Annotated in this window: 20 protein-coding genes; 10 read left to right on the top strand and 10 right to left on the bottom strand. The window is 65.0% G+C overall.

Features of this window, described 5'->3' with window-relative positions:
- The first annotated feature begins 75 nt into the window (after positions 1–75).
- Together UP09_RS10700 and UP09_RS10695 are read left to right on the top strand one after the other, a co-directional pair.
- Positions 76–1,863 carry a flavin-containing monooxygenase gene (locus UP09_RS10700; RefSeq protein ID WP_044538116.1) on the top strand — a complete coding sequence of 596 codons (1,788 nt, stop codon included), beginning with the start codon at positions 76–78 and terminating at the stop codon, positions 1,861–1,863.
- A gap of 133 nt (positions 1,864–1,996) precedes the next feature.
- Complete coding sequence (locus UP09_RS10695) at positions 1,997–2,974, top strand: peptidyl-alpha-hydroxyglycine alpha-amidating lyase family protein (RefSeq protein ID WP_044538115.1); 978 nt, start codon at positions 1,997–1,999, stop codon at positions 2,972–2,974.
- A gap of 179 nt (positions 2,975–3,153) precedes the next feature.
- On the opposite strand, the gene UP09_RS10690 is transcribed toward UP09_RS10695, so the two are convergent.
- The gene (locus UP09_RS10690; RefSeq protein WP_044538114.1) at positions 3,154–4,914 is read right to left on the bottom strand and encodes a chloride channel protein; all 1,761 of its coding nucleotides are present in this window, start codon (positions 4,912–4,914) and stop codon (positions 3,154–3,156) included.
- A gap of 262 nt (positions 4,915–5,176) precedes the next feature.
- On the opposite strand from UP09_RS10690, the gene UP09_RS10685 reads away from it, so the two are divergent.
- Positions 5,177–5,734: an HNH endonuclease gene (locus tag UP09_RS10685; protein ID WP_044538112.1), complete on the top strand. Its 558-nt coding sequence runs from the start codon at positions 5,177–5,179 to the stop codon at positions 5,732–5,734.
- Positions 5,735–6,456: 722 nt separating this feature from the next.
- Complete coding sequence (locus UP09_RS10680; protein ID WP_156164551.1) at positions 6,457–7,326, top strand: GNAT family N-acetyltransferase; 870 nt, start codon at positions 6,457–6,459, stop codon at positions 7,324–7,326.
- A gap of 55 nt (positions 7,327–7,381) precedes the next feature.
- Here the strand turns inward: UP09_RS10680 and UP09_RS10675 are convergent, their stop codons facing one another.
- Positions 7,382–7,978, bottom strand: a complete 597-nt coding sequence (locus UP09_RS10675) for a TetR/AcrR family transcriptional regulator (RefSeq protein WP_044538111.1) — start codon at positions 7,976–7,978, stop codon at positions 7,382–7,384.
- 141 nt (positions 7,979–8,119) lie between these two features.
- Here UP09_RS10675 and UP09_RS10670 point away from each other — a divergent pair, with 141 nt between their 5' ends.
- The gene (locus tag UP09_RS10670) at positions 8,120–9,652 is read left to right on the top strand and encodes an FAD-dependent monooxygenase (RefSeq protein WP_044538109.1); all 1,533 of its coding nucleotides are present in this window, start codon (positions 8,120–8,122) and stop codon (positions 9,650–9,652) included.
- A 5-nt stretch (positions 9,653–9,657) separates the two neighbouring features.
- On the opposite strand, the gene UP09_RS10665 is transcribed toward UP09_RS10670, so the two are convergent.
- The 3 genes from UP09_RS10665 to UP09_RS10655 form a co-directional block, all read right to left on the bottom strand.
- Positions 9,658–10,587 carry a CobW family GTP-binding protein gene (locus tag UP09_RS10665; protein ID WP_044538107.1) on the bottom strand — a complete coding sequence of 310 codons (930 nt, stop codon included), beginning with the start codon at positions 10,585–10,587 and terminating at the stop codon, positions 9,658–9,660.
- Positions 10,588–10,589: 2 nt separating this feature from the next.
- Complete coding sequence (locus UP09_RS10660) at positions 10,590–12,083, bottom strand: amidohydrolase family protein (protein WP_044538106.1); 1,494 nt, start codon at positions 12,081–12,083, stop codon at positions 10,590–10,592.
- Positions 12,084–12,232: 149 nt separating this feature from the next.
- The gene (locus UP09_RS10655; RefSeq protein ID WP_044538105.1) at positions 12,233–14,089 is read right to left on the bottom strand and encodes an ABC transporter ATP-binding protein/permease; all 1,857 of its coding nucleotides are present in this window, start codon (positions 14,087–14,089) and stop codon (positions 12,233–12,235) included.
- Positions 14,090–14,284: 195 nt separating this feature from the next.
- Between UP09_RS10655 and rpmE the strand changes: the two genes are divergently transcribed.
- The gene (rpmE, locus tag UP09_RS10650; protein WP_044538104.1) at positions 14,285–14,512 is read left to right on the top strand and encodes a 50S ribosomal protein L31; all 228 of its coding nucleotides are present in this window, start codon (positions 14,285–14,287) and stop codon (positions 14,510–14,512) included.
- A gap of 310 nt (positions 14,513–14,822) precedes the next feature.
- On the opposite strand, the gene UP09_RS10645 is transcribed toward rpmE, so the two are convergent.
- Both UP09_RS10645 and UP09_RS10640 read right to left on the bottom strand, forming a co-directional pair.
- Positions 14,823–15,440, bottom strand: a complete 618-nt coding sequence (locus UP09_RS10645; RefSeq protein ID WP_044538103.1) for a LysE family translocator — start codon at positions 15,438–15,440, stop codon at positions 14,823–14,825.
- Between the two features lie 14 nt (positions 15,441–15,454).
- Positions 15,455–16,081, bottom strand: coding sequence for an FMN-binding negative transcriptional regulator (locus UP09_RS10640; RefSeq protein WP_044538102.1), 627 nt, complete (start codon positions 16,079–16,081; stop codon positions 15,455–15,457).
- A gap of 88 nt (positions 16,082–16,169) precedes the next feature.
- Here UP09_RS10640 and pdxR point away from each other — a divergent pair, with 88 nt between their 5' ends.
- Positions 16,170–17,678: a MocR-like pyridoxine biosynthesis transcription factor PdxR gene (pdxR, locus tag UP09_RS10635; RefSeq protein ID WP_044538101.1), complete on the top strand. Its 1,509-nt coding sequence runs from the start codon at positions 16,170–16,172 to the stop codon at positions 17,676–17,678.
- An 18-nt stretch (positions 17,679–17,696) separates the two neighbouring features.
- Here the strand turns inward: pdxR and rcdA are convergent, their stop codons facing one another.
- From rcdA to UP09_RS10620, 3 genes are all read right to left on the bottom strand, one after another.
- Positions 17,697–18,209 carry a protease adaptor protein RcdA gene (rcdA, locus tag UP09_RS10630; protein WP_044538100.1) on the bottom strand — a complete coding sequence of 171 codons (513 nt, stop codon included), beginning with the start codon at positions 18,207–18,209 and terminating at the stop codon, positions 17,697–17,699.
- A gap of 471 nt (positions 18,210–18,680) precedes the next feature.
- Complete coding sequence (locus UP09_RS10625) at positions 18,681–18,941, bottom strand: hypothetical protein (RefSeq protein WP_044538099.1); 261 nt, start codon at positions 18,939–18,941, stop codon at positions 18,681–18,683.
- 38 nt (positions 18,942–18,979) lie between these two features.
- Positions 18,980–19,171, bottom strand: coding sequence for a DUF1192 domain-containing protein (locus tag UP09_RS10620; protein WP_044538098.1), 192 nt, complete (start codon positions 19,169–19,171; stop codon positions 18,980–18,982).
- A gap of 280 nt (positions 19,172–19,451) precedes the next feature.
- Here UP09_RS10620 and metG point away from each other — a divergent pair, with 280 nt between their 5' ends.
- From metG to UP09_RS10605, 3 genes are all read left to right on the top strand, one after another.
- Positions 19,452–21,131: a methionine--tRNA ligase gene (gene metG, locus UP09_RS10615; RefSeq protein ID WP_044538097.1), complete on the top strand. Its 1,680-nt coding sequence runs from the start codon at positions 19,452–19,454 to the stop codon at positions 21,129–21,131.
- A gap of 69 nt (positions 21,132–21,200) precedes the next feature.
- Positions 21,201–22,202: an NAD(P)H-quinone oxidoreductase gene (locus tag UP09_RS10610; protein ID WP_044538096.1), complete on the top strand. Its 1,002-nt coding sequence runs from the start codon at positions 21,201–21,203 to the stop codon at positions 22,200–22,202.
- A gap of 117 nt (positions 22,203–22,319) precedes the next feature.
- On the top strand, positions 22,320–25,184 hold a 2,865-nt coding region (locus tag UP09_RS10605; RefSeq protein WP_044538095.1), incomplete at its 3' end, for an EAL domain-containing protein.

The raw sequence follows: 25,184 nt of genomic DNA, 5'->3' as shown, positions 1-25,184 counted from the left end.
AATGGGTATAGGGTCGGCCCTAACGGAACGCCGCCAAGAAAAATCGCCATTGCGGCCGATGACGAGAAACGCCGGATGCTCGACAAGACGGACGATATTTCGGTCGCCGCCGACAATTGGCTTGTGCAGTTCGAAGATGCACTGGCAAGTCCCGATGACGTGCTGCTGAAGCCGCTGTTCCATCCCGACAGCCACTGGCGCGACGTGCTGGCGCTGAGCTGGAACATCCAGACCGTCAACCGCGCCTTCGCCATCCTCGAGGAACTGCCCGCGCACGCCCTGCGCAGCACGCCGCATAACTTCCGCATCGATGCCGATCGCGCGCCGCCGCGTCGGGTGGTGCGCGCCGGCACCAACGCGATCGAGGCAATCTTCAAGTTCGAGACCTCCGTCGGCCGCGGCCACGGCATCGTGCGGTTGATCCCCGATACCACCGACGACAACAGCCTGAAGGCCTGGACGCTGCTCACTGCGCTCGAGGAGCTCAAGGGATTTGAAGAACAGCAAGGCCACACAAGGCCGCGCGGCCAGGCGTATTCCCGCGACTTCCGCGGGCCCAACTGGCTCGACCTGCGCAAGGCATCGGCTGAATACACCGACCGTGATCCTGATGTGCTCGTGGTCGGCGGCGGACAGGCCGGGCTTGCGATCGCGGCACGGCTCAAGCAGCTCGGCATCGACACGCTGATCGTCGACCGCGAGGCACGCGTCGGCGATAACTGGCGCAAGCGCTATCACGCGCTGACCCTGCACAACCAGGTGCAGGTCAATCACATGCCCTACATGCCGTTCCCGCCGAACTGGCCGGTCTATATCCCGAAGGACAAGCTCGCCAACTGGTTCGAAGCTTACGTCGACGCCATGGAGCTGAATTTCTGGACCGGCACGGAATTCGCCGGCGGCAGCTATGACGACGCGCATGGACATTGGAACGTGGAGCTGCGCCGCGCCGACGGCACCACGCGCAAGATGCAGCCGCGCCATGTCGTGCTGGCGACCGGCGTCAGCGGCATCCCGAACCTGCCCGAGATTCCCGGCCTGACAAATTTTTCCGGCAAGGTCATGCATTCCAGCCGCTACGAAGACGGCGAGGACTGGTCCGGCAAGCGCGCGCTGGTGATCGGCACCGGCAACAGCGGCCACGACATCGCGCAGGATCTGCATTCCTCCGGCGCCGGGGTCACGCTGGTGCAGCGTTCCTCGACCCTGATCACCAATATCGAGCCGTCGGCGCAACTCTCCTATGCCGCCTACAACGAAGGCTCGCTCGAGGACAATGATCTGATCGCGAGCTCGATGCCGCTGGCGCTCGCCAAGCGCAGCCACGTGCTGATCACCGAGCAATCGAAAGAACTCGACAAGACCCTGCTCGACGGGCTCGCGCGCGTCGGCTTCAGGCTCGATTTCGGCGACGGCGGCACCGGTTGGCAGTTCAAGTATCTCACCCGCGGCGGCGGCTATTATTTCAACGTCGGCTGTTCCGATCTCGTCGCTGATGGCGCGATCAAGCTCGCCCAGTTCGCCGATATCGAGACATTCGTACCCGAGGGCGCACGGCTCAAGAGCGGCGAGACTTTGACCGCCGACCTCATCGTGCTCGCGACCGGCTACCGGCCGCAGGAGGAGCTGGTGCGGAAATTGTTCGGCGAAGCCATCGCCGCGCGCGTCGGCCCGATCTGGGGCTTTGGTGACGGCCAGGAGCTGCGCAACATGTACACCCGCACGCCACAGCCGGGCCTGTGGTTCATCGCCGGCAGCCTCGCGCAATGCCGCATCAACTCGCAATATCTGGCGCTGCAGATCAAGGCGATCGAGGCGGGCCTGCTGCCGCGCGACGTCGGACCGGTCGCGAAGTTCACATAGCCCCCACCATCATTCCTGGGCGATGCGTAGCATCGAGCCCGGAATCCATCTGGCCGCAAACTCTGTGGATGAATGGATTCCGGGCCTGCGCTTCGCGCATCCCGGAATGACGAGAGAAGAGAGAGGACGAACAATGCCAACCATCCTGGGCACCGGCGAGCATCGCTACCGCGTGGTGGAGAACTTTGCGAAATTACCCGACGGCTGGAGCCTGACCGACGTCGCCTCCGTCGCGGTCGACAGCAAGGACCACGTCTACGTCTTCAACCGCGGCGAACATCCGATGGTGGTGCTCGACCGCGCGGGAAACTTCATCAGGAGCTGGGGCGAAGGGCTGTTCTCCCGCGCCCACGGCCTGCACATCGACACCGACGACAATCTCTACTGCACCGATGACGGCGACCACACCGTGCGCAAATGCTCCGTTGACGGCAAGGTGCTGCTGACGATCGGCATCCCCAACAAGCCCGCGCCGTTCATGAGCGGCGAGCCGTTCCACCGCTGCACCCACACCGCGCTGTCGCCAAAGGGCGAGATCTACGTCTCTGATGGTTACGGCAATGCCTGCGTCCACAAATACACGCCCGATGGCAGGCTGATCAAAAGCTGGGGCGAACCCGGCACCGATCCCGGTCAGTTCAACATCGTGCACAACATCGCGACCGATGCCGACGGCTGGGTCTATGTCGCCGACCGGGAGAACCATCGCGTCCAGATGTTCGACGGCAACGGCAGATACGAGACGCAGTGGAACAATCTGCACCGGCCCTGCGCGCTGTGCTGCTGCGGTGGCGGCAAGCAGCCGACCTTCATCATCGGCGAACTCGGCCCCGGCATGCCCGTCAATCGCAAGGTGCCCAATCTCGGCCCGCGGCTCTCCATCGTCGACAGCCGGGGCAACCGTATCGCCCGCCTCGGCGGCGAGCATGGCCCCGGCGTCGAGACCGGAAAATTCCTGGCCCCGCACGGCCTCGCGCTGGATTCCCGCGGCGACATCTATGTCGGCGAGGTCGGCGTCACCGACTGGAAGACCAGCTTTCCGGATACCGAGATGCCGGCGTCGGTGCGGGTAACGCGGTGTCTGCAGAAGCTGGAGCGGGTGACGGCGTAGGCTTCGCGTGTCGAAGCGACGCCTTCACTTTGTACCGTCATCCTGAGGTGGCCGCTTCTTCAGCGGCCCTCGAAGGATGGACGGCCCGGCTGATGGCCGTGCATCCTTCGAGGCTCGCAGGAGCTCGCACCTCAGGATGACGGGTCTGATTCTTTTGCGCCTCACTGCCGCCCGCGAAATCAAATCTCCCCGCTGACCTCGCGCCGGCGCTGCTCGGATTCTTCCGCATAGCGCCGCATCGCATGCGCCTCCGAGAGGGTCCCGAGCGGCCGCCGATCGCCATCGGCCTCGATCACGGCGAGCGATTCCGCTTCGGCCGCGTCGAACACCGCGATCGCCTCCTGGATGTTCATCAGCGGATGCAGCGCGACGTCGGCATGGCGCAGGATGCCGGCGAGCCCCTTCCCGGTCTCGATGTCGGGCGCATGCGCCTCCGCGATCAGCACCAGCCCCGCATAGTGCCCCTCGCCGTCGACCGCCACCACCTGCGTCTTCGAGCCCGGCGGGAATTTCTCGCGGAACGTCTCGATCGGCATCGCGGCGTCCACCGTCGTCATGTCCTGCCGCATCATCCTGTTCACGGTCAGATCGCGAATCCAGCCGACGTCGGCGGCGCTGCGGATGGTCTCGCCGCGCAGATGCAGCCGCCAGGTCGCGAACGAATAGCCGAACAGCTCGCGCGTGATCATGGTCGAGATGATGACGGCGGCCAGCACCGCGGTGGAGAGCCAGAGATTGCCGGTCGATTCCAGCGCGATGAACGACATCGTCAACGGACCGCCGATCACCGAGGCCGACAGCGCGCTCATCCCGATCACCGCATAGGCGTTCGGGTCGAGGTTCAGTCCCGGCCACACCATGTCGACGCCGGCGGCAAACAGCCGGCCGCCGAGCGCGCCCATGAACAGCGTTGCGAAAAATAGTCCGCCGCGGAAGCCGGAGCCGAGCGAGATGATCGACGCAAGCGCCTTCAGTGCGAAGATGCCCGCGATGAAGCCGAGCGGCATCGACACGATGCTGGCGAACTGCAGCGCGCCGTGGCCGGACGACATGACATGCGGCGTCAACAAGGCCAGCCCGCCGACCGCGAGCCCGCCGAGCGCGGGGCGCAGCGGTGGCCACAGCCTGGTCCTGGCCAGCACCGCCTCACACAGCGTGACGCCGCGCATGATCGCGATCCCCGTCAATGCTGAGAGCAGCCCGAGCAGGGCCGCAATGGCAAGATCCCGGCCGAGCACATCGCCGACCGCGCCGACGACGATGCCAAGCCTCAGCTCGGTGAATCCGTGGGTCACGAAATAGCCCGCGACCGCGGCAACCCCGACCGGCGCCAGGCTCGCCGGCGTATAGCCGCCGATCACCAGCTCGAAGGCGTAAAAGGCGCCGGCCAGCGGCGCGCCGAATGCGCCCGCGATCGCCGCCGCCGCGCCGCATCCGACCATGATCCGCTGGTCGTTCCGGCGCATGTGGAACGCGCGGCCAAGCGAGGCGGCAAGCCCGCTCGCAAGCTGGGTATAGCCGGCCTCGAGGCCGACCGAGGCGCCGACCCCGCTCGACCAGATCGTCTGCAATGCCACGATCACGCTGCCGCGGAACGACATTCGCCCGCCATAGAGCGCATTTGCTTCGATCGGGTCGACCTCGCGCCCCGGGCGCCAGCGTGACAGCAGCAGGAATACGAGCCCCAGCAGCAGCCCACCCAAGCTCGGAATCAGCAGGGCCCGAAGCGGGTCGATGCTCGACTGGGCGGACAGCCGCTCATGGATGTTGATGTTGAACAACAGTGCGTGAAGTCCGGCGACCGCCACGCTCATCGCCAGCACGACCACTCCGCCAATGGTGCCGATCAGCACCGCCAACAGCACCAGGCTGGTTTCATGCGCGCGAACGAACGCGCGAATGCGGCGCGGCGCCTCGAGATAGCGGGTCGACGTGGTCATCTGCAGTGGGTCATGGGCAGCGGGTCATGGGCAGCGGGTCATGGGCGGTAGTTCATGGGCGGTAGTTCATGGGCGGGGTCCGTGGACGGCCGTCAAGGTCTCACGGTACCCTTTAGCGGCCCTTATGGCCGGGACGCAATCGGGGCAGGAACATGGCGCCAAGCCGCGGATAAGCCGCTCATTGCTCTTCACAATCCCGTCACGCTGCCTGTAGTATGTGAGTGCATGCTGCTTCGCAGCTAATGGGAGTCAGGAGCGTTAGTTGAACGCACATGTCTCACAAGGCGGTTGGCCGGTACTTGTGCTGAATGCGGACTTCCGGCCGCTGAGTTACTACCCGCTGTCGCTCTGGTCCTGGCAGGACGCGATCAAGGCGGTGTTTCTCGATCGCGTGAACATCGTCGAATATTACGACAGGGCGGTCCGAAGTCCGTCCTTCGAAATCCAGCTGCCGAGCGTCGTATCCCTCAAATCCTTCGTCAAGCCGTCCACCCACCCCGCCTTCACCCGCTTCAACGTCTTCCTCCGCGACCGCTTCGTCTGCCAATACTGCTCGGCGGATGACGACCTCACCTTCGATCACATCATTCCGCGCAGCAAGGGTGGCCAGACCACCTGGGAAAACGTCGTCGCCGCCTGCTCGCCCTGTAATCTGCGCAAGGGCAATCTGACGCCGCAGCAGGCCCGGATGTTCCCGCGGCAGGCGGCCTATGCGCCGACGGTCCACCAGCTCCACCGCAACGGCCGGCTGTTCCCGCCGAACTATCTGCACGACAGCTGGCTCGACTATCTCTACTGGGATACGGAGCTGGATCCGTAGGACGCGAGGCGTTCAGCGCACCTGTGCTGCGACTTATAAGAACGTCAGAACAGCTATTCTTCCACACCCCGATTTGAGCGACCGAGGCAGCCGGCTGATTGCGCATGGCGTTCCGCCCAAGTAGCGGCGGAGCAGGAATGCTGCGACCTGCCTGGCGGCAAGGCGTGTCGCATTAACCTCCACAAGTTGAATTTCTTGACGGCCCAGACGTGAAGTTAGAGAGTCGACGCAAGGACGCGCCGAGGCGGAGCAAATCCAGATTTGCTGCTTGCGTGATGTCGATAGACCCGAGGTTATCGACATTCATTTGATTTTGCATTTGATCCTGCCGTCCGACGACGCTGTCGCATTTTGGCAAGAGACGAAGTGGCGGAACATGCATGTTAAGCTTAATGTCCCATACAGCTGTCCAGGTCACCCATCCGCGTGACGGCCTATCGTTGGCGCAAGATCGTCCGCGTCAGCCGTCCGGACCAATCATCCAGGCTGACGGGCAAACGTCACGCAAGGGCGCTGCCAGGCCCATGACGACGGCAGACGTTCCCGCGGTCGCGCGTCTCTTCCTCAACGTCTTCAGGGGTGTCGACAAGCCCGCGAGTGCAGACCTCAAGGGCTATTTGCACGCATTAACCTTGGGATCTCCCTGCTACAGCGAGGCGGCGGGCACGAAGATCTATGAACAGCAGGACGGCCGCATCTCCAGTGCGCTGCTCTCGGTCCCGATGCGTTTCATCGCCTGCGGCAATGTCGTTCCGGGACGGCTTCTCGGCGTCTTCATGACGAACAAGGAGGCCGCAGGCGCGGCCCAGCTCAATCTTGGTTTGCGGCCGAAGCGGGCTGATTTTTCGTTCTGTGACAGCGCATCGCCGACCAGCGCCAAGTCGCTGTTGGCCATCGGCGGAAAAACGATTCCGATACAGAACCTGGAATGGATGCGCACCTTCCGTCCGCTGGGAGCACTCGTCGGACGGCTTTCGCCGCGCTTCTTGCGCCGATTCGATCTGAGCCTCGCAACACTCGCTCGTCCCGTTGACGTTCTGCTGAGCCGCCTGCGCGGCGATGAAGACATCGTGGGCGCCGCCGACCTGAAGGTGCTGGAGATGTCCGTCCCGGACTTCCTCGCGCACGCGCCCCGGCTCATTGCCCACTACGCCGTGCGGCCGCTCTGGTCGGAGGACGAGCTCGGTTGGCTGGTGGGCCTGGCAGCGCAGAACACCAAACTCGGCGCGTTCACGATCCGCGCGATCGCCGATCCCTCAGGCGCGATCATTGGCTGTTTTGTCTACTATGCGGCTCCGGGGCGGACCGCGCATGTCCTCAACGTCCTGTCACTTCCCGGCCAGGAGGCTGGCGTGCTGACTGCGATGTTCCGCCATCTCGAGAGCACCGGCCATGTCGAAGCCCGCGGCCGTGCGCAACCGTCTCTGATGGCAGGGCTTGGGATGCAGCGCCGGCTCGTGTTCCGGCACCGCGCCTTCGCCATGGCGTTGACACGAATTCCGGAAGTGAACGAGGCCGTTGTGCGCGGTGATATCTACATCGGCGGCCTCGCCGGCGAAGACTGGAGCCGGTTGATGCACGACTTCGGCTGAGATCGGGCAGCGCGTTGGCGTTAGACGCATTCGCATCCTAAAGCCGAGTACCCGCTCAGAACTGTTTTGCCAACAGGGTAAAGCCCTGACGGATATAATAGGCCAGCGGGTGCGCCGCGTTGTTCTGTTTCCACTTGTCGAGCGCCAGACGCAGCGTCCCCATCGCCACCATCGCGACCAGCCGAAGCCCGTCCCGTCGTGCCGGTGACGGCCAAAGTTCGCACATCGCGTCCAGCAGGATCTGCTCCGTCTCGACGAAAACGGCTTCCTTGCGTGCGCGGAGCGCTTCGGTCGATTGCATCAGGCGGTCGAAGACGACGGATTCCTTCGTCTCGTAGCGGGACGCGAGCTTGATTAGGCACCTTTGGACGGCTTCGAGCGGAGCCTGATCGGGAGCCTCGTCGAGCATCGCGGGCCCTAGCGCTTTCTTGAGGCCGCTATCATGCGCGGCCAACAGAACGTCCTCCTTGGACTTGAAATAGTAGAAGAAGGTCCGGCGCGAGATGCCGGCGGCCTCCGCGATCGCGTCGAGCGTCGTGCCTTCGTAACCGTTCTTCACGAACAGTTTCAGACCCTTTTCGATGATCCGCTCGGACGTCTCATGCCGCTTGCGTTCCCGCAGGCCCTGCGGCCGTTCCGACGCATCTTTCATCTAAGCCAGCTCCGCCGAAGGCCCACTTGCATAATTACACTGAGTGCGATAATAAATCGCACTCAGTGCGAATTTATAGATGGATCGGCGCCATGTCTCAAGAGAGAATTGCTGCCGACAGGGATCAGGATTTGTCTTTCGATGTATGATGTCGTGATTGCCGGTGGCGGCCCGGTCGGCCTGTTTCTCGCCTGTGAGCTCCGTCTCGCAAACCTCTCGGTGTTAGTGCTGGAGCAGGCCCCGAACCCGCACTCGCCCCTGAAGCGGCTTCCATTCGGCATGCGCGGCCTCTCGGTGCCGACCATCGAAGCCTTCTATCGTCGCGGGCTGCTCGACGACATCGCGGCGCCGCCACGCGCGAAAGACGACTCGGGCAGCAGCGCTTCGACATCGGCGCATTGGATGCAACAACAGCGCCGCCCGGGCGGCCATTTCGCCGGCATCCAGTTTTTCCACGACAACATCGAACCCTCGAAGTGGCCGTATCGCTTGCCCGGTCCGGCCGGCAGCACCATCGCGGTCGAGATGGAGCACCTCGAATCCGTCCTGGCCGCGCGCGCAACCGCGATGGGGGTCGAAATCAGGCGCGGCGTCGGCGTCGGGGATTTCGATCAATCGGACGAAGACGTGAGCATTCGCGCTGGTGGCGAGACGTTTCGCGGACGCTGGCTGGTCGGTTGCGATGGCGGCCGCAGCACGGTTCGCAAGGCCGGCGGTTTCGCGTTCGTCGGCACCGATCCCGAGTTCACCGGCTATTCCGTTGAGGTCGAGATGGCCGATCCGGACAAGCTCCGCCCGGGCCGCCACTACACGCCGACGGGCATGTATACCTACGCGCTACCAGGGACGATCGCGATGGTCGATTTCGACGGCGGCGCTTTCCATCGAATCCAGCCGATCACGCTTGAGCATGTGCAGACGGTCCTGAGCCGTGTCTCCGGCACCGACGTCACCTTGACCGCCCTTCAGCTTGCCACGACCTGGACGGATCGCGCCCACCAGGCGACCGAATATCGCAATGGTCGGGTGCTGCTCGCCGGCGACGCCGCGCACATCCATTCCCCGCTGGGCGGCCAGGGGCTCAACCTCGGGCTCGGCGACGCGATGAACCTTGGTTGGAAACTGGCGTCCACGATCCGTGGCGACGCGCCGGCCGGCCTGCTCGACAGCTATCTGAGCGAACGGCACCCGGTGGGCGCGCAGATTCTCGACTGGTCGCGCGCCCAGGTCGCGCTGATGCGGCCGACGAGGAGTACGCGCGCGCTCGAAGCCATCATCCGCGATCTCATCGACACGCGTGACGGCGCGACATACTTCGCTGAGCGCGTCTGGGGCGTGTCTCTCCGCTACGATCTTGGCGGCGGCCATCCGCTGGTGGGCCGCAGCGTACCTGATTTCGAATTGGCCGATGGGACGAGGCTCGGCGAACTCCTCAGGACGGGACGAGGCCTGTTGCTGGATTTTGGCGCGCGGGGATCGCTGCGGACGCTGGCAGGCCGCTGGAGCGACCGGATCGCGTATGTCGCAAGCGACGTGAAGGATCGGCTGGATCTGAGCGCTGTGCTTGTGCGCCCTGATGGCGTCGTCGCCTGGGCCGCTGAATCAGCCCCCGACCTTGACGAAGCGTCTCAGGCTGCGTCGCGATGGTTCGGCGAACCCGACGAAGCGCAGTGAATCCTTCATCCGGCGTCGACACATCCCTCCATGATCCGATCGATCTCGGCGCGCGATAGAACGCCGAGTTCGGCAATGAACACGATCCGTGTTCGCGGCACGCCCGGCGCCGACACTCCGCCGGGTGCCAACGTCGCGCGTCCGCCCGCGAGTTGAAACACCATCAGCCGCCCGGGCTGCTCCGTTGTCTCGAACAACCCCTTCGCGCGCGCGAGCTTCGGCGCCAGCCGGCCGATCGCCTGCTGCAAGCGCGGCAACGACACCGGCCGTTCCGACGTCCAGCTCAGCGTCTCGAACCGATCGACCGTCGGCCGCCGCGGCCCCGGCTCGCGCGGCTCCGGCACATGATCGATATCAGTTGGAAACAACAGCGCCGTCGGCACCTCGCCATGCATCGCATCGACGATCACCGCGGCTGGACGCAATGCCCGGATCGCATCGCGCATTTGTGTACGGCTCCCCGCATCCACCAGGTCCACCTTATTCAGTGCCACCACATCGGCGGCGCGCAATTGGGACCGTACCAGCGCATCATTCAACACAGACGCAGGTTGCGTCGCGTCCACCACGCACAGCACGGTCTCAAGCGGCGCCTCCTTCCAGATCACGGGATCCATCAGGTTGCGCACGATATCCGACGGATCAGCCACCCCGCTGGTTTCGATCACGATGAATTCGGGGCGAGGATCACGCCGCAACAGCGTTGCGAGCGTGCGAAGCAGATCGCCTTCCAGCGTGCAGCAGATGCAGCCATTGCTCAGGCTCACCACGCCGTCGCTGGCGCCTGCGATCAGCTCCGCATCGATGTTAACAGCGCCGAAATCGTTGACCACGGCGGCGATCCGCCGTCCCTCCGCGTGCGCGAGCAGATGGTTCACAACCGTGGTCTTGCCCGCTCCCAGGAAACCCGCGACGAGCAGGATCGGGACCGGCACAATCAGCTCTCGGCGACGACGGGCCGGCGCACCGGCCGTCCCGGCCGCACCGCCACATCCATCACGCCGTCGGTGATTAGCGGCTGACCGCTCACCACCAGATGCCGGACGCCCTCCGATGCGCGGTTCATCGCCGTGAAGGTCGCGCGGTCGCTCAGCGTCTCGAAATCAAATGCCACGATGTCGGCATCGGCGCCCGCCTGCAGCCTGCCCTTGCTGCGCATCGCCGGCGTGCTGGCGGAGAGGATCTCCGCCGGCATCAGCGCGCATTTGCGGATGCCTTCGAGCAACGACACTTTCCGGCGCTCGCGCACCCATTCGCGGATGAAGCGGGTGAAGCAACCCGCCGAGCGCGGATGCGAGGTGGCGTCGTCCGGCAGCGGCCAGGCGTCGCCGGTGTAAACGCTGCCGTCAGACAGCGTCCACGGCATCGCGTCGGATGCGATCGCGCCGCCGGGATACAGCACCGACATGTCGAGGAGGTCGCGATGGTGCGGGTTATTCTCGATATCAAGGACATGCCAGAGCACCAGCGTGGAGGGCTCTTCCGCCTGGGCCGCCAGCAATTCCTCCCGGCTTCCAAAGCGGTGCCCGTCGGTCACGCGCTGCACCGAATCGTAGCCGAGGCCATTGCGCTCCTCGAACTCGGGATCGCTGAAGAAGGCCGCCGCCAGCACGGTCGAACCGGTCCCATACGGATAGGCCTCCACCGTGATCGGCAGGCCCTGCGCCTGTGCCTTGGCGATCAGCACGGCACAGCGCTCGACGTCGGTCTTGCTGGACGAGTTGAAATGGCAGATGTGCATGTGCGCGCCGGTGGCGCCGGCATAACCGATCAGGCGGATATAGGCCTCAGCCGCGCTTTCCGGGTCGATGCGCGACATGTAGGCGACGTGGGTGAAGGTCGGCACATTCTGCGCCGCCGCCAGCTGGCACACCGCGGTGAGCTCCTGGACGCCGGCGCCGGGGGCATAGGCGTTGAGAATGCCGATGCCGATGCCGCCCTCGTTCAGGCCGTTGCCGATGCGCTCGAGGATGCCGGCGATCTCGGTCTCGCTGGCGACATTGTCCATCCAGCGGCGATCGCGCATCGCGTTGCCGAACGCCTCCAGCGAGCTTTCCGCGTTGGAGCCCGTCATCGCACCGATCCGGGCGAACGCCCAGTTGGTGGCGGCGCCGTAGTTCAGCACGCGTCCCTTTGCGGCCTGGCGCTCATACCAGGATGCGACCGGCAACACGCCGGCCTCGAGGTCGAGCGTCGTCGTCACGCCGTCGAAGGCCTGCATGCGGTCGGCAGGGATGGTCTGGCCATGCGCGTGGAGATCGATGAAGCCGGGCGCCACCACGAGCCCGGTGGCGTCGATCTGGCGCTCAGCGCCGCCGAGCCCGGTGCCGACAGCGGCGATCCGGCCGTCCAGCACCGCCACGTCGCCGACGGCGTCCATCCCGCTGGCCGGATCCACCACCCGGCCGCCGCTGATCACCAAACCACCCATATTGCCGCTCCCGCATTCCGAAACTGAGGTCCCCAGGGCCGACGGCCCGCGAGAGGCTTACGACCGGTGCCATGCGGGGCCAAGACACAAAAATGCATCGCACTCATCGCAACAACCGGGGCAGGATTGTTGTGACAACCCGCAGAGGATCAAATCCCCTCGAACTGCAACCGCGCCAGCCGCGCATAGAGGCCGTTGGCGGCGACCAGCTCAGTGTGGGTGCCCTGCTCGACGATCTTGCCCTGGTCCATCACCAGGATGCGGTCGCAGGACAAGACGGTGGCGAGGCGATGCGCGATGACCAGCGTGGTGCGGTGGCGCATCAGCTCTTCCAGCGCGGTTTGCACCAGCGTCTCGCTTTCGGCGTCGAGCGCCGAGGTCGCCTCGTCGAGCAGCAACAGCGGCGCATCACGCAAAATCGCGCGCGCGATCGCGATGCGCTGGCGCTGGCCGCCGGACAGCGTCACGCCGCGCTCGCCGAGCTGGGTCTCGAAGCCGCCGGGCAAGCGGCGCAGGAATTCGGTGGCGTGCGCCAAATCCGCAGCGCGCTCGACCTCCGCATCTGACGCGTCGGGGCGGCCGAAGCGGATGTTGTCGCGGGCGCTTGTCGCGAACACCACGGAATCCTGCGGCACCAGCGCGATGCGCGCCCGGACGTCGACGGGATCGACCTCTTTGATGGGCACGCCGTCGAGCGAGATCGTGCCCGACTTCGGATCGTAGAAGCGCAGCAAGAGATGGAACAGCGTGCTCTTGCCGGCGCCGGACGGGCCGACGATCGCGACCTTCTCGCCCGAACGGACCGACAGCGAGACGCCGTCGATGGCCAGCGCATTGGGCCGGGTCGGATAGGCGAAGCTGACCTGATCGAAGCCGACGTCGCCGCGCGCAGGCTGTGGTAGCGCGCGCGGCCTGGCGGGAGCAGCGATCTCCGGCTTGACCCGCAGAATCTCGAACAGCCGCTCGGCAGCCCCCGATGCGGCCGAGACCTCGCCCCAGACCTCGCTGAGCTGGCCGAGGCCGCTCGCGGCAAAGGCCGCATAGAGGATGAATTGTCCGAGCCGTCCCGGACTGATCGCCCCCGTCAGCACGTCGTGGGAACCGACCCAGAGGATCAGGACCACGCTGGAGAAGACGATGAAGATGACGATCAGCGTCAGCACCGCGCGCGCCTTGGTCGAGCTGCGCGCCGCCTCATAGGCCTGTTCGACCTCGCGGGCAAAGCGCGTGTTGGCGAATCGCTCGCTGGTATAGGCCTGCACGGTCCTGATCGCGCCGATCAATTCCGAGGCGTAGGCGCTGGCATCCGCCAGCGTATCCTGCGCGTTGCGCGACAGCCGCCTGACCCAGCGGCCGAACGCCACCAGCGGAATCACGATGATCGGGATCGCCAGCAGCACGAAGCCGGACAATCGGGGACTCGTGATCACCATCATCGCGGCGGCGCCGATGAACAGCATCATGTTGCGCAGCGCGATCGACACCGACGCGCCGACCGCCGACTTGATCTGGGTGGTGTCGGCGGTGAGCCGCGACACCAATTCGCCGGAGCGCGAGGAATCGAAGAAGGCCGGCGACAGCGCGACGAGATGCGCAAAGACGTCGCGCCGGAGATCGGCGACGATGCGCTCGCCGATCGTCATCACGAGATAGTAGCGCGAGGCGCTGGCGGCGGCGAGAGCTGCGACCACCGCAATCATCACGCTGAAATAGCTGTTGATCATCGCGATGCCTTCGGGCGTGAAGCCCATGTCGATCATCCGCCGCACCGCGACCGGCACGATCAGCGTGGTGATCGCCGCGACCGTCAGCGAGATGAAGGCGAGGATTGCGCGGCCCTTGTAGCGCGCCACATAGGGCGCGAGCGCCAGCAGCGGCCGCAAGCGGGCGCGGTTTTTGGCCGGCTCCGTGAGCTGGCTCTCGATGAAGGCTTCCTCCTCGAGCAGGGCGTCGCGCGGGGGCTGCGGCGTGCTGCGAGGGGGCTCAATCTGTTCGGCTACGCTCATGAATCCCGGACCGGTTTCTGCGCCCCCAGATAGGCCCGTCCACCCCGGCTGGCAAATGGGCGGAAAGTCCCAATCCGGTGATAGTTTTGGCTGGTTTCCTGGCCTTGTTTTAGGAGGCCCCATGGGTTATAGAGCCGCCCAAATCCCGTATCCGATTGATCTTGAGACGGGCGCCGGCGCGCCGAAGGAACTGTCATGAAAGCCGATATTCACCCGAATTATCATACGATTAAGGTCGTCATGACCGACGGCACCGAGTACCTGACCCGGACCACCTGGGGCAAGGAAGGCGACACGCTGAACCTCGATATCGACCCCAAGTCGCACCCGGCCTGGACCGGCGGCAGCCAGCAGCTGATGGACCGTGGCGGCCGTGTCTCGCGCTTCCAGAAGAAGTTTTCGGGCTTCCTCAAGAAGGACTAAGCCTGATCAGATCGCCTCTGCGATCCGATGCAAACGCCCCCATCGCGGGGGCGTTTTTGTTTGTGGGGTGGGTCGATGCGCTGCCGCTGCCTGATATTCGCTGTCGTCCCTGCGGAAGCAGGGACCCATACTCCGCGGCGGGTGTTGTAGGCGAGACTCGTCGTTCCAGCGTTGCACAACGACTGACATCGGTGGTTATGGGTCCCGGCCTGCACCGGGACGACACCGAGTATGTTGCACGGCTTGTGAGTCATACATCCGCGTTCGAAGGAAATTGCGAGAGCGATGCGCGCGTTAGCTACGCCCTGCGCTACCGATCCTGGAACGCCAACCTTGCCCCGAGTCCGATCAGGATGCTGCCGCCGATCCTCTGCATCAGCCGCTGCGACCTGCGGGAGCGTTGCAGCTTCGACATCACCGAACTCGCGAACACCACGCAGACGATGTCGACCAGCGAGAATGTCAGGTTGACTATGATGCCGAGCACAAGAAGCTGGCTCCAGACCGGCAGGCTTGCCGACGCGTCGACGAATTGCGGCAGGAACGCCAGGAAGAGGATCGCGGTCTTCGGATTGAGCACCTCGACGGCGACGCTTTGCGCGAACGCGCGCTGCTCCGAGACGGGTGCAAGCTCCGGCCGCTTTGCACTATCGCGATCGCGGAACAGCGACAGCCCAAGCCAGACCAGATAGGCGGCGCCGGCGAGTTTCATCGCCACGAACAGCGGCGGCACCGCATGAAACAGCAAGGCGAGGCCGGCGGCCGCGGCCACCACATGCACATAGCCGCCGAGATGCAAGCCGAGCGAGGCCATCAGGCCAGCGCGCCTGCCGCCCGCCAGCGTGCGGGCCGCGGCGTAGAGCATGGCCGGCCCCGGCATCAATGCGAACGTCGCGGTCGTGATCGCGAAAGCGAGATACAATTCCATCGCGGACGCTGGCCTCAGATGGTCGGGATCAACGCGGCAACCTCGCGATCGCTGGGCCTGTCGCTGGCGTCGAGACCCGCGATGACGCCGGCGCGATCCTCGAGCTTGCGGTTTTGACTCATCTTCTTCTTGGCATCGATCCGCGTGATCGGCATCCGGAAGCCGACGATGCCGCGGAGCTGAGCCTTGATGAAATCGGCCGGCGCGTCGCTGACCTGCCAGGCTTCGTCGCGCGAATTCTCGTGCAGCTGCGTCAGCCGCGTCACGACATCGAGCAGGCGATCCGCATCCTCGAAGAATTCCGCCGATCCATAGGCGTGCACGGCGACGTAATTCCAGGTCGGCACCACCTTGCCGTGCTCGGCCTTGGTCACATACCAGGACGGCGTCACATAGGCGTCGGGCCCGGCGAAAACAGCCATCGCCTCGCCGATTGCGGGCAGCTTCCACTGCGGATTGGGCCGCGCGACATGGCCATACAGCGTGCCGTACTCGCCCTCGCTCTCGCTAAGGATCAGCGGCAGCGGTGTTCCGATCAGTCCGTCGGCGGTAGCGGTGACCAGCGTCGCAAGCCGGGAGGCGCGCATCGCGGCGTGGATCGCACCGAGTTCGTCGATCTTGAAATGGGGCGGCAAGTACATCGGGGACCTCGTCAAGTGATCGGCTCGCATCTTAGCGGGAAAGTGGTCTATGATAAGGTCCACTTGCTGTCATTCTGGATAGACCACTATGCCCCGCCCGCGCGCCACGACCAGCATCCCTTGGCTCGGAACGGTCGACCGCGCCGCAGGCCGGGTCGGACGCCAGATTGCCGGGGCGCTGCGTGCGGCGATTGCCGGCAATGCGTTGAAGGCCGGCGAATTGCTGCCCTCGACCCGCGCGCTGTCGGTCTCGCTCGGCGTCGCCCGCGGCACCGTCGTGGAGGCCTTCGAGCAGTTGCAGGCCGAGGGCTATCTGGACTCGCACATCGGCGCCGGCACGCGGGTGGCGGCGATGCTCGCGGATCAGCCGCGGCCTGTTCGTCCAAAGCTCGATCGGAATGCCCCGACATCGCCGCTTCCGATGACACCGCGCGCCAGGCGGCTTGCCGCGGTCGCCGCCGCCTTCACGCCGATGCCGGAAGCGCCGTTTGCGATTCCGGTTCCCGCGGGCGCCGTCGCGCCCGACGACAATTGGCGGCGCCTCGGCAACCGGGTGCGGGCCTCGCGCGTGGCAGCGCCATCGAGCTATGGCGATCCACGCGGCGTGATGGAGTTGCGGCAGGCGATCGCCGACTATGTCCGCAAATCGCGCGCGGTGCATTGCGCACCCGAACAGGTCATGATCACCGCCGGCACCCAGCAGGGGCTTTATCTTGCCGGCCGCGTGCTGCTCTCACGCGGCGACCATGTCTGGGCCGAGGATCCCGCCTATCCCGGCATGACCGCCGTGCTCGACGATCTCGATGTCGTCACGACGCGCGTCCCGGTCGACGCACAGGGTATCGACGTCGATGCCGGCATCGCCACCTGCCCGAACGCGGCCGCCGCCTTCGTCACGCCCTCGCACCACTATCCGCTGGGCATGCCGATCAGCATGGCGCGCCGCAAGGCTCTCGTCGCATGGGCACAGCGCCACAACGCCTGGATCGTCGAGGACGATTACGACAGCGAGCTGCGCTACGCCGGTCATCCCTTTCCGTCGCTGCAAGGCCTCGACCCGTCGCGCGTGGTCTATCTGGGCACGCTGAGCAAGGTGCTGTTCCCGTCGCTGCGGCTTGGTTACATCGTGGCACCCGCGCCGCTGATCGACGCCTTCGCCGGCGCACGCGCCCTGCTCGACCGGCATTCACCGACCGCCGACCAGCACGTCCTCGCGGCCTACATGCGGGAGGGTTTTTTCGAAGCCCATATCCGGCGCATCCGCGGCGTCTACGCCGCGCGACGCGCAACGCTGATTACGGCGCTCGAACGCCACATGCCCCGCGATGCCACGCTGCAGCCGAGCGACCAGGGCATGCATCTGCTGCTGTGGCTGCCGCAGGGCGTCGACGATGTTCAGCTGGCGAAGGCTGCGCTTGCCGAGGGGATCGTCACGCGGGCGATTTCACCGATGTACAAGCGAAAGCCCCGGCCCGGCCTGATGCTCGGCTTCGGCGGATTTGCGCCGGATGAACTGGAGAGCGCGGCACTTCGATTGAGACGTGTGATGGACCAGGACGGATTGCGGCCAGCGCGACGGGCACACCGCACGCCGTAACGCCGTCTCGCGCTGACCTTATCGCTCGAACGCGGCCTTCAGCCGGTTGAGCTGCGGCACCAGCGGATTGCCGATCGAGGCGTGATCGGGTGCAGGCGCATGGATCGTGGTGTCGAGCCGGCGGACCCGCGTCTGCAGGTCCATCGAGCGGGAGATCAGGTCCTGCAATTGCTGCGGCAGTTTCTCGATCATGTCGGATGCGCCGGGATCGGCGGCCGACAACTTGACCTTGGTCTTTTCGCGATTGGCCTGGGTCAGCGTCATCTCGCCTTCCTTGACCGCGCGATGCAGCAGCAGCCAGGACGCGAGCTGCATCAGCCGCGTGGTCAGGCGCATGCTCTCGGTGGCATAGGTCAGGCTGACGGCGCGTTCGAGCGCCTTGGCTTCGTTGCGGCCGTCGCCGTCGAGATAGGCCGCGGTCTGCTCGACCAGGTCCATACCTTCCCGGAACAGCACGCCAAAGGCCGCAGAATTGGTCAGCCGTTCACTGAACAGCACGAGACCGGATTCGCTCAGGGAACGATCCGCCATGGTTAACGCCCTCACACCACCGTAACGCCGCCGGCTTCTCACGCGCCGGCTTATGATGAACAAATCATTGCGCGGGCGTGGCCAAGAGTCCAGCCGCAACCATAGTTATGGTTTCCAGCTGGTGGGGCGCAAAAAAAAGAGCCGCCGTTTCCGGCGGCTTTTGAAGTTGATAACAGGGAGGCGTCAAACAGAGTGGACAGGAGCCACTCGGTGTCCAAACGAGGACAATGTAGTCATAATCGAGAAAGCTTAACCGACCGTAAATGAGCGGATTTCTTGAGACTTTGTTTGCCATGTCGGCCAATGGCCCAGTCTGGGACAGCCGTGCTGACGCGTAGCCCGGATGAAGCCAGCGGGTCGCGCGAACGCGCGCCCGATGACAGGCTCAGCGTAATCCGGGTCGGTCTGACCGCGTGGTTGGATTCCCGGATTGCGCTGCGCTCCATCCGGGCTACGTGAAATCGCGCGCGACTATTTCTCCGGACAGCCAACCCCGGCGTCGGAATAGTTGGCGTCGCAATATTGATCGCAGCGGCCTTTTTGCGACTTCGCCATATCAACACATGCTTTGTTGGCAGGCAGTTCGTTGCACGCGGCGAGGTTCGATTCGAACAGCCGCCGGCAGTCGCGCTCCTTGCATTCGCGCGCGGTTCTCTCGCCCTTCGAACAATTTGCCGGCGTGACGGACAAGGCCGGGCGGGCCGCACCGGCAATCATCACGGCCGCGATCAAGCCGACCAGACACTTTGTTCTCACTGTCGCCTCTTGAATTACGACTTGAAGATGCTGTTCGCGGCATCCTTTGACGCGCGCTTCTTCGTCATCGCCTCGTTCAGGCGATCGATCTCGGCATTCAAGAGCGCGATGCGCTCGGTCAATTCCTCGACCGACAACAGCGAGAGATCCTGTCCGATCTCGTGGGTGATCTTCTTGCGCGGGCGGTCGTCTTCCTCAATCGGCATGTGTCCTCCCGGCGATTCCCGAAGCCTGATCTGGCATTTTGCACCACGAGATGATATCTATCCGCGTGCAAGGAGAATTTGCAGTGACTTTCGTGTGCGCGCAACATCTGACGCGAATGCCCCGGCCCGACCGCAAGGAGTCTGACCGGACGGGATAGTGCGCGTCCACGCGCGCGAGGCATGAGCCGACCCCAAGCCCTTCCGATCATGCGGGAGGGCTTTTTGATTTTCCGGTTTGATTTTTCCGGGTCGGCATCGGCAAACGCGAAAGAACGCACCCATGACCAGGATTCTCGTCACCAGCGCCCTTCCCTATGTGAACGGCGTCAAGCACCTCGGCAATCTCGTCGGTTCCCTGCTACCCGCCGACGTCCATGCCCGCTACCGGCGGCAGACCGGCTGCGATGTGCTGTTCATCTGCGCGACCGACGAGCACGGCACGCCCGCCGAGCTCGGCGCCATCGCGGCCGGCCAGGACATCCAGACCTTCTGCGACACCCAGCACACCGTCCAGGCCGACATCTACCGTCGGTTCGGCCTCTCCTTCGATCATTTCGGGCGCACCTCTTCGCCGCAGAACCGCGCCCTGACGCAGCACTTCTATCGCAAGCTCGACGCCGCCGGACTGATCGAGGCGCGCGAAGTCCTGCAGGTCTGGTCGCCCGCCGACCGGCGCTTCCTGCCCGACCGCTACGTGCTCGGCACCTGCCCGCATTGCGGCGATGCTTCCGCGCGCGGCGATCAATGCGACCATTGCGGCACACTGCTCGATCCGCCCGAGCTGATCGCGCCACGATCCGCGCTGTCGGGCGACAATGCGCTCGAGCTCCGCCAAAGCCGTCATCTGTTTTTGCGCCAGTCGCAGCTGGTCGCAAAGCTGAGTGCGTGGATCGACAGCCGCACCGGCTGGCCGCCCTTCGTGGTCTCGACGGCGAAGAGCTGGCTCAACGCCGAACTTAGAGACCGCTGCATCACGCGCGATCTGGCCTGGGGCATTCCGGTGCCGTGCGACGGATTCGACGGCAAGGTGTTCTACGTCTGGTTCGATGCGCCGATCGGCTACATCGCCGCCACGCAGGAATGGGCGGCAGCCAGGCCGGGCCGCGACTGGCAAGACTGGTGGTGGCAGGCCGATGACGTCAGCTACATCCAGTTTCTCGGCAAGGACAACATCCCGTTCCACACTGTGAGCTTCCCGGCCACGCTGATCGGCTCCGGTGAACCTTGGACGACGGCGGATGTGATCAAGGGATTTCACTGGCTGACTTACGAAGGCGGCAAGTTCTCGACCAGCCGCAATCGCGGCATCTTCACCGACCAGGCGCTGGAGGAACTTCCTGCCGACCTTTGGCGCTGGTGGCTGATATCAAATGCGCCTGAGAGCGCCGACACCGATTTCAGCGTCGCGAAATTCGTCGGTGACGTGAACAAGGATCTCGCTGATATCTTCGGCAACCTCGTCAACCGCATTATCAGCTTCGCCCATCACGCTTTCGAGGGCCGCATCCCCGCAGGCGGCGTGCCCGACGAGGCCGAGCGGCGGCTTGCGGATGATTTGGAGCAGCGCATCGGAGCGCTGCGCCGCCATCACGACGCGCTGGAATTTCGTGCCGCTGCGGCTGCGACCCGCACGATCTGGGACCTCGCGAATGCCTATCTGCAGCACACAGCACCTTGGACGGCGATCAGGAACGATCGCCTTCGCGCAGCTGTCGTGACGCGGACCGGGCTCAATCTGGTCGGCATCTGCGCCGTGCTGGCGTGGAGCATCGTGCCCCATTTGTCGGAACGCGTGCTGAGCGCCTTCGGCCGCGACGATGCCGTGCCATGCTGGCCCAATGGCCCACTCGCTGACCTGCTCGACGCCGGCGCCGGCACGCCTGTGGTGCAACTCGGCCCGCTGGTTGAAAAAATCACGCCTGAGCGAGCAGGCCAACTGGCTGCAAGGTTCGGGGCCTAACGACGTTTCACTTCGGCGGAAAAGGCGTTATGCCATCCGCCGATCCCCTTCCCTGACCAAGGACACACCATGCCACAGGTCCCCACGCAAATGACCGTCGTCGCCATCAGCAAGCCGGGTGGCCCGGAGGTGCTAGTGCCGGAGACCCGCGCGGTGCCGGTGCCCGGTCCGGGCGAAATCCTGGTCAAGGTCGCGGCCGCCGGCGTCAATCGCCCTGATGTCGCGCAGCGCTCCGGCTCCTATCCGCCGCCGCCCGGCGCGAGCGATCTGCCCGGCCTCGAGATCGCAGGCGAAGTGGTCGCGCTCGGCGACGGTGCTACCAGGCACAAGCTCGGCGACAAGGTGATGTCGCTGGTCGCCGGCGGCGGTTACGCGCAATATTGCATCGCGCAGGACGCGGAGGCGATGACCGTGCCGCCGGCGCTGTCGATGCAGGAAGCCGGCGCCACCGCGGAAACGCTGATGACGGTCTGGCACAATGTGTTCGAGCGCGGCGCGCTGAAGGCCGGTGAGACGCTTCTGATCCATGGCGGCTCGTCGGGCATCGGCACCATGGCGATCCAGCTTGCGAAAGCATTCGGCGCCAAGGTGATCGTCACTGTCGGCTCCAAGGACAAGGCCGAGGCCTGCCTCAAGCTCGGCGCCGATCACGCCGTCAACTACAAGTCCGAGGATTTCGTCGAGGCCGTGAAGACAATCACCGGCGGCACAGGCGCCAACGTCATCCTCGACATGGTCGGCGGCGACTATATCGATCGGAACTATGATGCCGCTGCCGTCGAGGGACGCATCGTCCAGATCGCGTTCCTCTCGGGAACGCCAAAGGCCTCAGCCAATTTCGCCAAGCTGATGGTCAAGCGTCTCCATCACACCGGCTCGACGCTGCGTCCCCGTAGTAATGCGGATAAGGCGGCAATGGTCGCGGCCATCGAGGCGAAGGTGATGCCGCTGCTGCGCGACGGCCGCATCAAGCCGCTGATGGACAGCACATTCCCGCTGGAAAAGGCCGCGGACGCACACCGGCGCATGGAGACCAGCGAACATATTGGCAAAATTGTGTTGGTCGCTTAACGATCGCGACCGAAGCAGGGGTGGAAACCCTTTGATTTCCTTCGCTTTCGTGTCATCTATCGCGCCACCGAGCCGGTCGCCGGGCTCGGACAGATTGTCGATCGCGGAGTACTGACATTGCGTCTGATCAGGTGCCTTGCGCTGTTGGCGCTGGGCCTCATGATTTTTGCCGCTGCGCCTGACGCGTACGCGATCGACGCCGTCAGCGTCCGCGGTGACGCGCCCGCGATCGACCTGACCGCCGTGCTTGACCATCAGCACACCGAGGCCGACCGCATCCAGGTTTCCACCGCGCCCGGAACCGACGGCATCGTCCGCCGCATCGAGGTCCGCGCCCGCGAAGGCGGCCAGAACTGGGTGGTGTTCGCGCTCGCCAACAACACCGACGACCAGCTCGACCGCCTCATCGTTGCGCCGCACTATCGCATCGTGTCATCCGGCCTGTTGTGGCCCGACCTCGGCCTGTCCCGCATCGCCACCATCACGCCCTCGGTCGGCGATCGTCCGGAGCGGCAGGAGAGCCCGACCGCCGACGTGTTCCGCATCACGCTCGATCCCGGTGCTGTCGTCACCTACGTCGCCGAACTGCGCACCGACAAGCTGCCGCAGCTCTATCTGTGGGAACCCGACGCCTACAAGGACAAGGTCAACTCGTTCACGCTCTACCAGGGCATCGTGATCGGCATCTCCGGACTTCTAGCCCTCGTGCTCACCATTCTGTTCGTCGTGAAGGGCTCGATCATGTTCCCGGCCGCCGCCGCGCTGGCCTGGGCGGTTCTGGTTTACATCGGCGTCGACTTCGGCTTCTGGGGCAAGGTGCTCGACATGTCGAACAACGCCGAGCGCGTCTGGCGCGCGGCAGGCGAGGCGATCCTGGCAGCGACATTGCTGGTGTTCCTGTTCGCCTATCTCAATCTCAGCCGATGGCACGTGCGCTACTCGCACATCACGATCGGCTGGCTCGCCTTCCTCGGCTCGCTGGTGGCGCTGGCGCTGTTCGATCCTGCGGTCGCCTCCGGCATCGCGCGGATGTCGCTGGTGATGATCGCGTTCGCCGGCTTTGCGCTGATCGTCTATCTCTCGACCCACGGCTTCGACCGCGCGGTGCTGCTGATCCCGACCTGGTTCCTGCTGGTGATCTGGGTGATCGCGGCCGGCATGACGGTCGCCGGCTCGGTGACCAACGACATCGTCGGCCCGGCCTTGCTCGGCGGCCTCGTGCTGATCGTGATGCTGATCGGATTTACGGTGATGCAGCACGCCTTCGCCGGCGGCGGCGCGACCACCGGAATCGTCTCCGACGTCGAGCGCCGCGCGCTGGCGCTGACCGGCTCGGGCGACCTGATCTGGGACTGGGACGTCTCCGCCGACAAGGTGTTCACCAGCCCTGAGACCGAAGCCCTGCTCGGCCTCAAGCGCGGCACGCTGGAAGGCCCCGCCGCCAAATGGCTCGAGGTGCTGCATCCGCTCGATCAGGACCGCTTCCGCGCCGCACTCGACAGCGTGCTCGACCAGCGCCGCGGCCGCCTGGTGCAGGATTTCCGGCTGCGCACCCCGGATGGCCATTTCATGTGGTTCGCGCTCAAGGCGCGGCCCGTGGTCGGCTCCGATGGCGAAGTCTCGCGCGTGGTCGGCACGCTGACCGACGTCACCGAGGCCAAGAACGCCGAAGAGCGGATGCTTCATGACTCCGTGCATGACAATCTGACCGGCCTGCCGAACCGCCGGCTGTTCATGGATCGCCTCGGCGCGGTCGCAAACCTCGCCAAGACCATGCCGACGCTGCGGCCGACGCTGATGGTGATCGATCTCGACCGCTTCAAGCAGGTCAACGACTCCGTCGGCATCGCGGTCGGCGATTCGATCCTGCTGACACTGGCGCGACGGCTGACCCGCATCCTCAAACCGCAGGACACGCTGGCGCGGCTCGCCGGCGACCAGTTCGGCCTGATCCTGCTGTCCGAGCAGGACTCGGCGCGGATCACCAATTTCGCCGAGACCATCCGCAAGACCATCCGCGCCCCGATCGCGTTCAACGACCGCGAGATCTTCCTGACCGCCTCGATCGGCCTTGCACTGTCAGATCCGCAGGCGCCGCTCACCGATGAGATCATCAAGGATGCCGAACTTGCGATGTATCATTCCAAGCGCATCGGCGGCGACCGCATCGACGTCTACAAGCCGGCGATGCGCGCGCGGAAGACCGACCGCCTGACGCTGGAAAGCGACCTGCGCCGCGCCATCGAGCGCCAGGAGCTCACCATCCTGTACCAGCCGATCGTGCGGCTGGAGGATCGCTCAATCGCCGGCTTCGAGGCGCTGGTTCGCTGGGACCATCCCAAGCTCGGGCGGATGTCGCCGTCGGAATTCATCGGCGTCGCCGAGGAGACCGGCCTGATCGTCGATCTCGGCATGTTCGTGATGGACCAGACCGCCCGCCAGCTCGCGGTGTGGCAGCGCGCAATGCGCGCGCGCGAGCCGATCTTCGCCTCCGTCAACGTCTCGTCCCGGCAATTGCTGCGCCACGATCTGATCCACGATATCCGCACGGTGCTGTCGCGCTCCTCGGTGGCGCGCGGCACGCTCAAGCTCGAATTGACGGAATCGCTGGTCATGGAGAACCCGGAGCACGCCGCCCAGATGCTGGCGCGGATCCGCGAGCTCGGCACCGGGCTGTCGCTGGATGATTTCGGCACCGGCCACTCCTCGCTGTCCTATTTGCAGCGCTTCCCGTTCGACACCATCAAGATCGACCAGTCCTTTGTCCGCACCACCAGCCGCGGCACCCGCCCGGTGATCCTCAAATCGATCATCGCGCTGGCCCACGACCTCGGCATGGACGTGGTGGCGGAAGGCGCCGAAACGGACTCGGACGCGGTCGAACTCTACCAGCTCGGCTGCGAATACGCCCAAGGCTTTGCTTTCGGCGAGCCGATGGACGCCGACGCCGCGACGCGGCTACTCACCGAGGAACGGCTCGAG

The sequence above is a fragment of the Bradyrhizobium sp. LTSP885 genome, from assembly GCF_000938305.1.
GTDB lineage: Bacteria > Pseudomonadota > Alphaproteobacteria > Rhizobiales > Xanthobacteraceae > Bradyrhizobium.
The sequence above is the reverse complement of the archived record's forward strand: the minus strand, read 5'-3'. Positions and strand labels throughout refer to the sequence as shown.

Bases quoted from the DNA above. Each gene is read 5' to 3' on its own strand.
- UP09_RS10670 (WP_044538109.1), top strand. From the start codon at position 8,120: ATGTATGATGTCGTGATTGCCGGTGGCGGCCCGGTCGGCCTGTTTCTC.
- rpmE (WP_044538104.1), top strand. From the start codon at position 14,285: ATGAAAGCCGATATTCACCCGAATTATCATACGATTAAGGTCGTCATG.
- UP09_RS10695 (WP_044538115.1), top strand. From the start codon at position 1,997: ATGCCAACCATCCTGGGCACCGGCGAGCATCGCTACCGCGTGGTGGAG.
- UP09_RS10700 (WP_044538116.1), top strand. From the start codon at position 76: ATGCTCGACAAGACGGACGATATTTCGGTCGCCGCCGACAATTGGCTT.
- pdxR (WP_044538101.1), top strand. From the start codon at position 16,170: ATGCCCCGCCCGCGCGCCACGACCAGCATCCCTTGGCTCGGAACGGTC.
- UP09_RS10675 (WP_044538111.1), bottom strand. From the start codon at position 7,978: ATGAAAGATGCGTCGGAACGGCCGCAGGGCCTGCGGGAACGCAAGCGG.
- UP09_RS10655 (WP_044538105.1), bottom strand. From the start codon at position 14,089: ATGAGCGTAGCCGAACAGATTGAGCCCCCTCGCAGCACGCCGCAGCCC.
- UP09_RS10680 (WP_156164551.1), top strand. From the start codon at position 6,457: ATGCGTTTCATCGCCTGCGGCAATGTCGTTCCGGGACGGCTTCTCGGC.
- UP09_RS10620 (WP_044538098.1), bottom strand. From the start codon at position 19,171: ATGCCGATTGAGGAAGACGACCGCCCGCGCAAGAAGATCACCCACGAG.
- UP09_RS10660 (WP_044538106.1), bottom strand. From the start codon at position 12,083: ATGGGTGGTTTGGTGATCAGCGGCGGCCGGGTGGTGGATCCGGCCAGC.
- UP09_RS10645 (WP_044538103.1), bottom strand. From the start codon at position 15,440: ATGGAATTGTATCTCGCTTTCGCGATCACGACCGCGACGTTCGCATTG.
- UP09_RS10610 (WP_044538096.1), top strand. From the start codon at position 21,201: ATGCCACAGGTCCCCACGCAAATGACCGTCGTCGCCATCAGCAAGCCG.
- UP09_RS10690 (WP_044538114.1), bottom strand. From the start codon at position 4,914: ATGACCACGTCGACCCGCTATCTCGAGGCGCCGCGCCGCATTCGCGCG.
- metG (WP_044538097.1), top strand. From the start codon at position 19,452: ATGACCAGGATTCTCGTCACCAGCGCCCTTCCCTATGTGAACGGCGTC.
- rcdA (WP_044538100.1), bottom strand. From the start codon at position 18,209: ATGGCGGATCGTTCCCTGAGCGAATCCGGTCTCGTGCTGTTCAGTGAA.
- UP09_RS10640 (WP_044538102.1), bottom strand. From the start codon at position 16,081: ATGTACTTGCCGCCCCATTTCAAGATCGACGAACTCGGTGCGATCCAC.